Genomic DNA, 12,794 nt, shown 5'->3' on the forward strand with positions numbered 1-12,794 from the left:
GGAGGGTGGGCGACAACTGACAGATGACAGATTTCAGAATCTGTCTACTGTCACCCGCTGCCGTCACCCGCCACCCCGGCGCCGGATCACCGCCCGCCCGCCCGCGAGGTCGATCCCCGTGTGCTTCGGCGCCCCGTCGTGCTCGTCGTCCCGAAGTACCAGCTCGATCCGTCGCTGCTCCAGCTGCACCCGCTTGCTCGGATAGAGCAGCGCGTGCAACTCCTCTGTCGCGGTCGTCCCCGCATCGCGCTCACCCGGCGCGGCGGTTCGGATGCGGAGCCGCCGTACCACGGCACCGAGGAAGAACACCACCACCAGCCCGGCCGGTAACAGCAGTCCACCCGCCGCACCCGTCAAAAGCATGCCCATGCCCGGCTCAACGCCCTGCCACTGTCCGGCAGTTCCCGCTCCCCGCCCCCCTGCCCGCCCGGCTCCTCTGTCCGCCCGGCTCCCCCGCCGTCCGGCGGTCCCCGGCGCCGCCCTACGGCAGCGGGGCGGTCGGCAGGTCCGCCGGGACCAGCAGCTGCAGCTCCTCCGTGGAGGGGTCGGCCAGTGCCGCGACCCGTACCGCGTGGCGCTCGACCATGGTCTCGAACACCTGCCGCGCGGTGCGCCCGTTGCCGAAGTTGGGCCCGCGCTCCAGCCCGCCGAAGTGGTCCAGCAGCGCGTCCGCGGTCGCCTCGGCGAGCGCGTACTCGTGCTCCGCGCACTGCGCCCGGGCGATCTCCAGCAGCTCGTCCGCCGTGTAGTCGGAAAAGGTGATGGTGCGTGAGAAACGTGACGATACACCGGGGTTGGCGGAGAGGAAGCGCTCCATCTCGGCGGTGTAGCCCGCCACGATGACGACCACCTCGTCCCGGTGGTCCTCCATCAGCTTGACCAGGGTGTCGATCGCCTCGCGCCCGAAGTCCCGGGCCCCGTCCTCGGGTGCGAGCGCGTACGCCTCGTCGATGAACAGCACCCCGCCGCGCGCCCGGTCGAAGGCGGCGGCGGTGCGGATCGCGGTGGAGCCGATGTGTTCGCCGACCAGGTCGACCCGGGCCACCTCCACCAGGTGCCCGCGCTGTAGGACGCCGAGCGAGGCGAGGATCTCGCCGTACAGTCGGGCGACGGTGGTCTTGCCGGTGCCGGGTGCGCCGGTGAAGACCAGGTGCCGGCGCAGCGAGGGTGCCTTGAGCCCGGCCTGGCGGCGGCGCCGGCCGACCGAGATCAGGTCGATCAGGGTGCGCACCTCCTGCTTCACCGTGGCCAGTCCGACCAGTGAGTCCAGCTCGGCGAGCGCCTCGTCGGCCGGCCGGCAGTCCGGGATCGGCCCGATCGCGGCGGTCGCGGCCGAGGTGGCCGAGGTCGGGGACACCGCCGAGGCCATCGGTACGGAGGTCAACACGGGCGCGGCGGAGGCGGGTTGGGCCGATCTGGGGGTCGGCAATTCCGGCAGTCCGGAGACCGTCGGGCCGGCCGGGGCGGTCCGGGCCACGTCGTCGGAGGTGCATCCTTCGGCGATCGGTCCCGGCTCGGAGAACTCGAATCCGGCCCGCTCGTTCTGTTCCGCCCGGCACCGGGTGAGCTGGGTGCGGCAGCCGTCGATGATGTGGAACCCGAAGCCCTTGCCGTGCGAGACCCGGCAGTCCTCGAAGGTGCCCCGGCCCTGCGCCGAGACGTACACCCCGGCGTCCGCGCTGGCCCGTACCGTGCACTCGCGCAGCACCGGGTCGGCGCCCTTGGTGACGATCACCCCGGTGGCGACGTCGGAGATCTCGCAGTCGGTGAGGAGTCCGCCGCTGCCGTGGTCGCGGAACCAGAGCCCGGTCCCGGCCTCCTGCACCCGGCAGGACGCCAGCGAGACGGTGGCCCCGCCGCTGACCGAGACCGCCGAGCTGCGGATCCGGCTGAACGAGCAGCCCTGGGCGACGGCGGCGGAGTCCCGGTCGAGGACGAACAGCGCGTCCGGCAGGTCGTGCAGAGAGCAGTCGGTGAGGGTGAGCCGGGCGCCGTCGCTGACCCACAGCGCCGGGTACTCGCCGCTGGAGCCGTGGATCTGGCAGGACTCGGCAACGGCCTCGGTGCCCTGGTCCCAGATCGACAGCGCCCCGCGCCCGAAGTCCCGCACGGTGGTGTTGGTGAGGCTGAGCCGGGCGCGTCCGCGCAGGTCGGCGCCGTTCTCAGGCAGGTCGTGCACCCGGCAGCCGGTGAGCACCAGTTCGGCCTCGCCGTCCAGGGTCAAGCCGTTGCCGGTGACCCGGTGGATGTCGCAGTCGACCAGCCGCCCGCCGGCCTGCGCCTCGGCCTGGACGCCGCTGCCGCGGATCTCGTAGATCTCGCAGCCGGTGAGCTCGGCCGCGCTGCCCGGGTCGGAGAGCAACACCCCGGCGCCGGAGGCGTGGTGGACCCGGCAGCGGTCCAGGGCGGCGGTCGCCCCGCCGAGGACGGCGATCCCGGCCTGGCCGGCCGCGGCGACCTCGCAGTCCTCGAAGGCGGCGGCGGTTCCCTCGCCGCGCAGCCGCAGCCCGAGTCCGCCGGGGTTGGCGACGACACAGCCGCGCAGGGTCGGCCGGGCGCCGCCGCCGATCTCGATCCCGGTGGCGGAGCGGGTCTCGATCCGGCAGCCGCTGAACGAGGGCGTCGCCTGAACTCCGGTGACCAGGACGGCCGGGGAGGAGCTGTCGCCGCCCTCGACCACCAGGTCGCGCACGGTCGCGGCGGCGGTGACGGTGATCGCCACCCCGGAGGCCGGTTCGATCCGGACGGTGCCCGGGCCCTGGGCCGGGACGATCGTCACCGGCTTGTCCAGCAGCAGGTTCTCCCGGAAGGTGCCCGGCCGGACGGTCACGGTGTCGCCCGGCTCGGCGGCCGCCAGGGCTTCGGCGAGCGTGTCGTAGTCGCCCGCGCGGCGACGCCAGCGGGATGCGCTGTCCTGGGTGACCCGGACCCTGTGCTCAGCCATGACGGTCTGTCGTCCCCACCTTCGTCGTGCCGGCGATCAACGGGCCGTGGGCGCGGGGGTGCGCTGGCCGTCCGCCCACCGTAGCGCGCCCGGACGGGTGGTCCGTCCGCCCGTTCCGACCGGTCGGGGCGGGTGGCCCGGCCGCCCGTCGCCGCGCGGGCACCGGGAGCGCCCACCGTGGTCACAGGTTCCGACCACTTGTTTCAACGAGCGCGCACAGCCGGAGTTCCGTACGGGCGGGCCGCGTGCGGGACTCCGGCCGGGAGCCAGGAGGCGGGCCCCAGGGTGCGGTGCCGGCTCAGCGCCCGTCGGCGGGCCAGTGCGCCCCGTCCTCCAGGACCTCGACGTCGTCGCCGAGCCGCAGCGTGCCCAGTACGTCGCCCTCGACGCCGGCCGGCCGCTCGGGGATCAGGTTCTGTCCGAACGCGGCCTTGCGCAGCAGCTTGTGGTGCCGGGCCAGGGTGCGCAGCGGTTCGGGGCCGCGCCGCTCGCCGCTCTCCTGGTCGGTGGTGGTGATCACGCAGCGGCCGCAGGGCTTGACCACCTGGAAGGTGATCGCGCCGATCCGGATCCGGCGCCAGCCGTCCTCGGCCCAGGGCTCGGAGCCGCCGACCACCACGTTGGGGCGGAAGCGCTCCATCGGCAGGGCCTCGTGGCCGTCCGGGTTCTCGGCGGCGATCAGCTCGTTGAGCCGGTCCAGCGAGGCCGTGGTGGTGAGCAGCAGCGGGAAGCCGTCGGCCATCGAGACGGTGTCGCCGGGCCGCCCGTACTCGGGATCGACGGGCCTGGCGCGCGGGTCGTCCAGGTGCACCAGCCGGTAGTCGCCCAGGTGTTCGGCAGTCCATCGGTGGGCTTCCTCGGCGGCCTCGACGGCGCTGAAGCGGGTGCCCCAGACCTCGACCTCGGTGATCGGGCCGCCGCCGGCGGCGGTGGGGGCGGTGACCTCGATCCGGGAGCCGTCGGGGGCGGTCAGCGCCAGCCCTCCGTCGGGCAGCAGGCTGGGCCGGATCTGTCCGAGGGCCGCGTTCTCGCGCTGGCTGACGAAGCGTCCGGTGGGGTCGGCGAGCATCCAGCGGCGGTCTCCGGCCAGACCCCAGGGGTGGAGCGCGGCGGTGTCCGGGCTCATGCGGTACATGGACTTGACGGGGTAGACGTGGAGTCCGGTGAGGTGCATTCCCCCATCCTGCCAGCAGCGCTCCGGCCGGACGCACGCCCCCTGCTGCGCCCCCGCGCGCCTGACTCGCAGGCCTCGCCCGCACGTCGTCGTTCGGCCCTGGTCCGCCCCCCCCGCACGTCGCCGTACGTCCCCGTACGCGCACGGACCGCCCGGTACGCCGTGGGGGCGTTCCGGGCGGTCCGTGGATGACCCGTTTCTCCGTTCGCCCGGCGTTCGGGGGCCGCCGGGTGGTGCTCAGGTGGTGCGGGTGCGGGCCGGTGGGGCGGCCCCTGGTGTCAGTGGCTCAGTAGCCCTGGCCCTGCTGCTGGTAGCCGCCCTGCTGGAAGCCACCGGGCTCGCCGTACGGGCCCGGGCGCTGCGGCTGCATCGGGCGGACCGGCGCCATGGCCGGGCGCAGCTGGCCGCCGCCGAAGCCCTGGTCGCCGCCCTGGCCCTGGAAACCGGGGCCGGCCGGGTTCGGGCCGCCGAAGGACTGCTGTCCGCCGAAGCTCTGCGGACCGCCCTGCGGGAGGCCACCGGGCTGGCCCTGGCCGAAACCGGCCGGTCCGCCGGTCGGCTGGGCGCCGAAGGTCTGCTGGCCGCCCTGGCCGATGAAGGTGTTCTGGCCGCCGAAGCTCTGGCCGCCGGTGGGCTGGTAGCCACCGCTGGCGGTCTGGGCGAAGGTCGGGGCGGCGGGCTGCTGTCGCTGGTACGGCTGGGGGGCGCCGTAACCGGGGACGGGCGGCTGAGGGGCGGCGGCGTACGCCGGCGCGGGCTGCGCCGGGATGTACGCCGTGGCGGGTCCGGCCGAGGGGCCGCTGCTCGGGCCGGGGCCCAGGGCGAGGCGGGCGGGCGGCAGCGCGGGGAGGTTGCTGCCGGCACTTTCGTACCCGTTGCCGTACCGGTTCTCGTAGGACTGGCCGAGGCCGGATCCGTAACCGGAGGACAGCGCCGGCGGCAGGGCGGCCGGCACGTTGATGGGTGCGATCTGGGGGACGCCGCGCTCAGCCACGAGGCTGTCGTAAATCGGCGTGCCGGAGGAGAAGGACGGAGAGGGGTAGCCGACTCCGTCGTAGGAGCGGGGCGAGGTCATGGGGCATACGGTAAGCCCACAATGCGCCTGCTGAGGAGAGCGGGAGGGCGAGCAGTTCGAGTGTTTACACAGTCTTCGCTCGCACAAAGGTTTCGAAAGTAGGAAGAACGGACATACCGGCGTTCAGTTCCGGACAACCCTGGCGCCCCGTCAGTGATCGAACGACACCCGGACACGGCCTCCGGAAGGCCTTGCGATGACCGGCCGGTGGAGGCCTGGGGGCCTCGTGGAGAAACTTTTGCGGACCGGGCGTGCGCGGGCGCATTCGAGCCCCCGCCGACGGTGCGACGGAGGCTCGTGAATGTTTGGGGAATAAATTTCCCGTCAGGGCCCACGCGGGGCGAACCGGGCCTGCTCCCTGGCCTGCTCCGGGTCCGGAACGCAGGCGCTCCCGACGCCGCCTTCGGGGCGTCAGTGCGACTGAAGCGCCTGGGACTGCGCGGGCAGGCCGGGCCGGGCGGTCACCTCGGTGGTGCAGAAGGAGCAGCGGGTCGCGGCGGCCGGGATCGAGCTCAGGCACTCCGGGCAGTCCACCTTGGCGGCGGGCGCCGGCTTGGCCCTCTCGAAGCGCTCCTGCAGCTTGCCGACCGGTACCACCACGGCGAAGTAGATCAGTGCACTGACCAGCACGAATCCGATCAGCGCGTTGACGAAGAGGCCGTACGGGAACTTGGTGCCGCCCACCTCGAAGGTCTTCTGGGTGAAGTCGCCGACCGCGCCGGTGGCGACCCCGATCAGCGGGGTGAGGAAGGCGCTGACGAACCCGGTGACGACGGCGGTGAAGGCCGCGCCGATCACGATGCCGACCGCGAGGTCCACCACGTTGCCGCGCAGCAGGAAGCTGCGGAATCCCTTGAACACCGGGTGACTCCAAATCCGAACGGGGAAGGGGGAGATGGGGCAGAACGCCGGGCGCCCCGGCCGGACATCCTGCCGACCGGCCGGGGTCGAGGTCCAACCGCGTTCACCCGATCCGCGTAACCGGCCGACGGCCCGACCCGGGCCCGCCCGGGTGGCGCGCGGGCCGTCCGCGTACCGGCCGATCGGCCTTCCGCGGCCCAGGGTCGATCCGACGACGTGAGCCGGTGCCCGACGCGGCGTGCGGGGGAGCGAAGGGGCGGCCCGACGGAGCGGGGGCGGCCTCGCGGAGCGGAGGGGCGGCCGCACGGAGCGGCGGGGGCGAGCCGGGGCGCACGGCGGTCGCAACCGGCGCACGACGGCGGCCCCTCAGCGCACATCGGGTGTACGGGCGCGGGCGCACGGGCCACCACCGGGTTGCGCGAAGGGGCTGTACCGGGCGGAGCGCTGTGCCAAGGTCGGTCCATGCCCGACCCTACGGCGGCCGATTCGGCCGGAGCCCGCCCGCGTGTCCTGCACCTGATCAGCGACGAACGCCGGGGTGGCGCCCAGAACTTCGCCCGTGACCTCCACCGGGAACTGCGCCGCCGGGGCCAGGCCTCCGCGCTGTGCGCGCTCGCCCCGCATCCTGCTCTGCCCGCCGCCCTGCCGGGTGCGGTCGCGCCCGGGCTCTGCACCGCGGGGACGGCCGTGCCGGGGACCTGCGGCGAGGGGTGCCCCGACACCGCACGGCTGCGCGCCGCCGTCCTCGGCCCCGGTCGGCTGCGCCCGAGCACCCTGCGGGCGCTGCGCTCCGCCGCTCGCGCCGCCGACGTGGTGCTCGCCCACGGCTCCGACACCCTGGCCGCCTGCGCCCTCGCGCTGGCCGGCGCCCCCACCCCCTTCGTCTACGTCTCGGTCGGCCACCCCCGCTACTGGACCGCCAACCGGCTGCGCAGACTCCGCGGCGGCACCCTGATGCACCGCGCCGCCGCCGTCACCACGCTCACCGACGAGGCGCGCGAGGTGCTGGAGGAGCAGTTCGCACTGCCCGACGGCAAGGTCCGGGTGATCCCCAACTCCCGTGCGGCGGAGAGCTATCCGCCCGCCGACGGCCGGGCCGACCGGCGCGCCGCCCGGCACGCCCTGGGCCTGCCCGCGGACGTCCTGCTGGTCGCCTGGATCGGTGCGATAGCCCCTGAGAAGCGGCTCGACCTCGCCCTCGACGTGCTCGACCGGCTGCCCGACGTCCGGCTGGCCGTCGCCGGGGAGGGCCCGCTGCTGGAGGCGCTGGCCCGCCACCCGGCCGCCGCCCGCGCCCACTTCCTCGGCCCGCTGCCCGACCCGGCCCCGCTCTACCGGGCGGCCGACGCGCTGCTGCTCACCAGCGACAGCGAGGGGGTGCCCGGTGCGCTGATCGAGGCGGCGCTGGCCGGGGTGCCCGCCGTCGCCACCGACGTGGGCTGGGTGCGCGAGGTGGTCCGGGACGGCGCCACCGGAGCACTGGTCGCCCCGGGGGACCCACTCGCCCTGGCCGAGGCGCTGGCCAAGGTGCTGGCCTGCAATCGCGCGGGGCTGGGCGCGGCCGCCCGGGCGCACGCGCTGGAGCACTTCGAGCTGGGCGCGGTGGTGGACGACTGGCAGCGGCTGGTCGCCGAGGTGTGGACCGGCACCCCCGCCGGCTGAGCTCCGCCGCGCGACGACCGGCACGGGTGCCCGTGGACGCCGGGCCGGCTACGCCGTTCGGGCGAATCCGGGCCCGCCGCCCCGTACCGACTCGCCGGTAACGGGACGTCACCACCACACTGCCCGGTGTGAACTCGAAGTCGCTGCTGCGGTCCACCGTCCTGCTCGCCGTCGCCGCCGGGATCGCCGCATCCCCCGTCCAGGCCGGTGCGGCGGCTCACCAACCCCCGTCCGAGGGAGTCCAGTTCGTCAAGCTGGAGCGCCCGCAACCGGTGCGCGAGAGCGCCCGTACCGAGGCCGTCGAGTTCTTCTGGTACGACTGCGGCCACTCCCAGGCGCTGGAGCAGCCGCTGCAGGCCTGGGCCGAGCGGCACCGCGGTGATGTCGCGCTGCGCCGGGTCCCGGCGATCTGGCAGGGCGGCCCGGACGAGGGCGTGCAGCGCGCCCACGCGCGCCTGTACTACGCGCTGGAGCGCCTTGGCCTGGTCGAGCGGCTGCAGACCAGTGCCTTCCGTTCGGTCCACACCGACCACGCCGACCTCGCCACCGAGGCCGCCGCCACCGACTGGGCGGTGCGCCACGGCGTCGACGCCCAGCAGTTCCGCACGGCCTACCGCTCCGCCGAGGTGCGGCGGTCGGTGGACGACGCGGCCGCCCAGTTCGTCCGCTACGGCATCAACGAGCTGCCGACGGTGGTGGTCCAGGGTGAGTACCGGACCTCCCCGACCAAGGCCGGCGGGGTCGAGGCGATGCCCGAGGTGCTCGACTACCTGGTGCAGCAGGAGCAGCTGAAGACGCACTGAAGCCCGGGTGGCCGAAAACCGGCGGTGGTTGACGGGGGCTCAGTTCGCCCGTGCGGTGTCCGCGGCACGCCTTGTCTAACTGTTCATATGGTGTTTAATGGTTAGCATGAGCGAGCTGACGATCCCCCACATCCGCCACCGCCGCGTCGACCTCGACGGCCTGCGCGTCTTCTACCGCGAAACCGGGCCGGCCGACGCCCCCGTCCTCCTGCTGCTGCACGGCTTCCCCTCCGCCTCGCACCAGTACGCCCGGCTGTTCGACGCCCTCGGCACCCGCCACCGTCTGATAGCCCCCGACTACCCCGGCTTCGGCTACAGCGACAGCCCCGCGCCCGACGCCTTCCCGTACCGCTTCGACACCCTCGCCGACGCGATCGAGCGCTTCTGCCTCGCCCTCGGCCTGGACCGCTTCGCGCTCTACGCCTTCGACTTCGGCGCACCCGTCGGTCTGCGCCTGGCCACCCGCCGGCCGGAGTGGATCACCGGCCTGGTGGTGCAGAACGGCAATGCCTACGAGGAGGGGCTCTCCGACCAGGCGCGGGGGTTCATCGCCCAGCGGCGCGGCGTCCCCGGCGCCGAGGAGGCCGCCCGGTCGATCCTCACCCTGGACGTCACCCGCAGCCAGTACGAGGGCGGCACCGGCGACCCGAGCCTGGTCGCCCCCGACGGCTGGACCCTCGACCAGCACTTCCTCGACCTGCCCGGCCGCAAGGACATTCAGGTCGAACTCGCCCTCGACTACTTCTCCAACGTCGAGCTGTACCCGCAGTGGCAGGCCTGGTTGCGCGCCAACCAGCCGCCCACGCTGGTGCTCTGGGGGCGCAACGACCCGTTCTTCACCGAGGCCGGCGCCCGCGCCTACCTGCGCGACCTGCCCGCGGCCGAACTGCACACCTTCGACACCGGGCACTTCGCCCTGGAGGAGAAGCTGCCCGAAATCGCCCCGCTGATCGACGACTTCCTCACCCGGACGCAGAAATAGCCGCGCCCATCGGTGAGTTCAGTCGCGGCGCAGCAGATAGGTGACGAAACCGAGCGTCCCCCGGTAGCCGTGCAGCCACCCGGTGCGGTGGTGGTCCGCGGCCTCGCGGGCGGCCGCCGCGTCCGGATGCTCCGGGTGGTCCAGCGCCCACTCGGCCAGCGAACCCGTCCAGGCGAACTCGTAGTCGTCCCACTCCCGCGCCGTGCTGACGTGCCCGTCCACCGGCGTCCAGCCCTCCGCGAGCACCCGGTCGGTGGTGGTCGCGAGATCCGCGAAGTCCTCCGGGGCCGCGCCCAGCCCGTCCAGCGCGGCCGGGGACGGCGTACGCTCCCAGAACCCCTCGCCGACCAGCAACCGGCCACCGGGCGCCAGGAGTTCACCGGCGGCGGCGAGGGTGGGCAGCAGGCCGTCGAAGGCGTGGGTGGCGCCCACGCAGAGCACCAGGTCGAAGCGCTCCCGGTCGGTGAACTCCCGCACGTCCCGGTGGTGCAGGCCGATCCGGCGCACCACACCGAGCGCCGCCGCCGACTCCCGGGCCCGGGTCAGCGCCGCCGCGTCCACGTCCACGCCGACCGCCCGCCAGCCCGGCCGCGCGGCCAGCGCCCGCAGTAGCCAGGCGCCCTCGCCGCAGCCGAGGTCCAGCACCCGGCCGGACCCCTGCCCGCCGAGCGCCCGCTCCAGCAGCCGGGCCACCGACCCGTCCGCCAGCGGTGCCGCGATCGGGTGGTGGGCATGGGCGAGCCGGGAGATCCGCTGACGGTCCATCCGAGCAGTATGGGCCCGACGAGCCCGCCGCGCCCAGGGTTTCCCGCCCCGGGCCTCTCAAGCCCCGGAGTAGGTCCGGCCCTTCCAGGCCGCACCCCGGCCCTGCCAGTGCTGCACCGCCGAGTCCACCGTCATCAGCAGGTACAGCGAGGCCGTGAACGGCAGCAGCAGCACGGCCGCGGCCGGCTGCCGGTAGTACCGGACCATCGGCAGGTACGTCCCCGCCATCAGCGCCCAGGCCGCCCCGCCCACCACCGCCACCGGCACCACCCCCGCCACCAGCCCGGCCACCGTCGCCACCGGCGGCACCAGGTACACCAGCGCCAGCCCCAGCACCGTCCCCAGCAGCAACAGCGGCGAGTGCCGCAACTGGGCGTACGCGCTGCGCGACACCATCCGCCACAGCTGCTCCAGCCGCGGGTACGGGCGGACGCTCTCCACCTCCCCGGCCAGGCCCAGCCAGGTCCGCCCGCCCGAGGACTTCACCGCCCGGGCCAGCGACACGTCGTCGATCACCGCCCCCCGGATCGCCGCCACCCCGCCTGCCCGCTCCAGCGCCTCCCGCCGCACCAGCGAGCACCCGCCCGCCGCGGCCGCGGTCCGGGACCCGGGGCGGTTGCTCCGGCGGAACGGGTACAGCTGGGCGAAGAAGTAGACGAAGGCCGGGACCACCAGCCTCTCCCAGCCGGTCTCCACCCGGAGCCGGGCCATCTGCGACACCAGGTCCAGCCCGCCCGACTCGGCGGCGGACACCAGCTCGGCCAGCGAGTCCGGGCCGTGCGCGATGTCCGCGTCCGTCAGCAGCAGGTACTCGACGTCCGGGCCGGCCAGCTCCACCCCGTGCCGCAGCGCCCACAGCTTGCCCGTCCAGCCGTCGGGCAGCGGCGGAGGGGTGGTCACGGTCAGCTCCAGCCCGTCCATCGTCCGCAGCTCCGCCGCCACCGCACCGGTGCTGTCCGAACTGTGGTCGTCCACCAGGATCACCCGCGCCCGCCCCGGGTACTTCTGCGCCAGCAGTGTCGGCAGGGACGACGGCAGCACCGCCGCCTCGTCCCGGGCCGGCACCACGACCGCCGCCTGTGGCCAGCGCACCGGCGGACGGCGCGGCGGCAGACGGACGTCGGTGCGCCAGAACGAGCCGTGGCAGCACGTCAGCCAGAGCCAGACCAGCAGGGAGAACGCGGCGATCCACAGCAGGACGGTCACCCCGGCAGTCTGCCGCAGATCGGGCCGCCACCGGTGGATCGACTAGAGTCTTGCCCCGTGAAGATTGCCCTGATGGACTCCGGAATCGGCCTGCTGGCCGCCGCCGCCGCCGTTCGGAAGCTGCGCCCCGACGTCGACCTGGTGCTCTCCTCCAACCCCGCCTCGATGCCGTGGGGACCGCTCACCCCCGCCGAGGTCACCGAGCTTGCCCTCGGCTGCTGCCGCGCCGCCGCCGCCCTCGAACCCGACGCCCTGGTGATCGCCTGCAACACGGCCTCGGTCCACGCGCTCGACACCCTGCGCGCCGAACTCGAGCCCGGCCTGCCCGTCATCGGCACCGTCCCGGCGATCAAGCCCGCCGCCTCGGCCGGCGGCCGGGTCGCCATCTGGGCCACCCCGGCCACCACCGGCAGCGCCTACCAGCGCGGGCTGATCCGCGACTTCGGCGGCACCGCCGACATCACCGAGGTCGCCTGCCCCGGCCTCGCGGACGCCGTCGAGCACGGCGACGACGACGCCATCACCGCCGCCATCGCCGACGCCGCCGCCCGTACGCCCGAGGGCACCGACACCATCGTGCTCGGCTGCACCCACTACGAGCTGGTCGAGGACCGGATCCGCGCCGCAGTCGCCCCCAGCGCCTCCCCGGCCCTCACCTTCCACGGCTCCGCCGACGCCGTCGCCGCCCAGGCCCTCCGCCGCGTCGCCGACCCCACCCGCACCGGCACCGGAACCCTCACCGTCCTCCACGCCGGCGCCCCCGCCACCCTCCCCGGCGCCGTCACCCTCTACCCCCAGGGACTCTCCCTCACCCCCGCCATCGCCTGACCCCCGAACCCCGCCGGGCTCCCGGCCCGCCGCAGGGCCGCTCGCTCGGCGGCCCGGACCCCGCCCCCGTAGGGACCCTTCGGTCCGCCGCACTCGCACCCTTCAACCGGCCTCACCCCACGACCCGGGGCACCCCGGCCCGGCAAGCCCGCCGCCCTCAGCCCCCGGGACCCCCGTCCCGGGCCTGCTGTCGGTCGCCCTCCGACCCGGCCACCGGGCTGCCGGGCCGGCCCCGGGAGCGGGCCAGGCGAGCGGGCGACTTCCGGGTCCGGAGCAGGGCTCCACCAGCCGGGCTCGCCCAGTCCTCCCGGCACGGAGCCAGGTCGCCCGGCCACTTCTCGGCCCGCTCGACCTGTTCCCTCCCGGCCGGTGGGCATGAGGAAGTCAGCCTGCCCGACTTCTGGTGCCGCGCGGCCCGGCCGGCCGCTCGGGCATTAGTGGGCGCCGAAGTAGCCGGGCCCACGCCCTGATGGGCGTCACCCCGCTCGGCACCA

At 74.7% G+C, this 12,794-nt stretch carries 11 protein-coding genes; 4 read left to right on the forward strand and 7 right to left on the reverse strand.

Annotation, left to right across the window (positions count from 1 at the left end):
* Positions 1–63: 63 nt before the first annotated feature.
* From ACZ7BZ_RS32515 to mscL, 5 genes are all read right to left on the reverse strand, one after another.
* Entirely contained in the window at positions 64–369 is a 306-nt protein-coding gene (locus ACZ7BZ_RS32515) for a DUF6191 domain-containing protein (RefSeq protein WP_470361480.1), read from the reverse strand.
* A gap of 112 nt (positions 370–481) precedes the next feature.
* The gene (locus ACZ7BZ_RS32520; RefSeq protein WP_470361481.1) at positions 482–2,944 is read right to left on the reverse strand and encodes a right-handed parallel beta-helix repeat-containing protein; all 2,463 of its coding nucleotides are present in this window, start codon (positions 2,942–2,944) and stop codon (positions 482–484) included.
* 298 nt (positions 2,945–3,242) lie between these two features.
* Positions 3,243–4,118, reverse strand: a complete 876-nt coding sequence (locus tag ACZ7BZ_RS32525) for an MOSC domain-containing protein (RefSeq protein ID WP_470361482.1) — start codon at positions 4,116–4,118, stop codon at positions 3,243–3,245.
* 286 nt (positions 4,119–4,404) lie between these two features.
* Positions 4,405–5,193, reverse strand: coding sequence for a DUF6643 family protein (locus ACZ7BZ_RS32530; RefSeq protein ID WP_470361483.1), 789 nt, complete (start codon positions 5,191–5,193; stop codon positions 4,405–4,407).
* A gap of 411 nt (positions 5,194–5,604) precedes the next feature.
* Positions 5,605–6,054 (reverse strand): large conductance mechanosensitive channel protein MscL, encoded by a 450-nt coding sequence (mscL, locus tag ACZ7BZ_RS32535; protein WP_380456768.1) that lies wholly within the window; start codon positions 6,052–6,054, stop codon positions 5,605–5,607.
* Positions 6,055–6,516: 462 nt separating this feature from the next.
* Between mscL and ACZ7BZ_RS32540 the strand changes: the two genes are divergently transcribed.
* From ACZ7BZ_RS32540 to ACZ7BZ_RS32550, 3 genes are all read left to right on the forward strand, one after another.
* A complete protein-coding gene (locus ACZ7BZ_RS32540) occupies positions 6,517–7,716 on the forward strand; it encodes a glycosyltransferase family 4 protein (RefSeq protein WP_470361484.1) in 1,200 nt (399 codons plus the stop codon).
* A gap of 128 nt (positions 7,717–7,844) precedes the next feature.
* Complete coding sequence (locus ACZ7BZ_RS32545; RefSeq protein ID WP_470361485.1) at positions 7,845–8,519, forward strand: thiol:disulfide interchange protein DsbA/DsbL; 675 nt, start codon at positions 7,845–7,847, stop codon at positions 8,517–8,519.
* 106 nt (positions 8,520–8,625) lie between these two features.
* Complete coding sequence (locus tag ACZ7BZ_RS32550; protein WP_470361486.1) at positions 8,626–9,501, forward strand: alpha/beta fold hydrolase; 876 nt, start codon at positions 8,626–8,628, stop codon at positions 9,499–9,501.
* 18 nt (positions 9,502–9,519) lie between these two features.
* Here the strand turns inward: ACZ7BZ_RS32550 and ACZ7BZ_RS32555 are convergent, their stop codons facing one another.
* On the reverse strand, positions 9,520–10,266 hold the full coding sequence (locus ACZ7BZ_RS32555) for an SAM-dependent methyltransferase (RefSeq protein WP_470361487.1): 747 nt from the start codon (positions 10,264–10,266) through the stop codon (positions 9,520–9,522).
* Positions 10,267–10,323: 57 nt separating this feature from the next.
* Positions 10,324–11,463 (reverse strand): glycosyltransferase, encoded by a 1,140-nt coding sequence (locus ACZ7BZ_RS32560; protein WP_470361519.1) that lies wholly within the window; start codon positions 11,461–11,463, stop codon positions 10,324–10,326.
* 66 nt (positions 11,464–11,529) lie between these two features.
* On the opposite strand from ACZ7BZ_RS32560, the gene ACZ7BZ_RS32565 reads away from it, so the two are divergent.
* Positions 11,530–12,300 carry a glutamate racemase gene (locus ACZ7BZ_RS32565; protein WP_470361488.1) on the forward strand — a complete coding sequence of 257 codons (771 nt, stop codon included), beginning with the start codon at positions 11,530–11,532 and terminating at the stop codon, positions 12,298–12,300.
* Positions 12,301–12,794: the final 494 nt, after the last annotated feature.

This window comes from Kitasatospora sp. NPDC036934 (assembly GCF_055608425.1).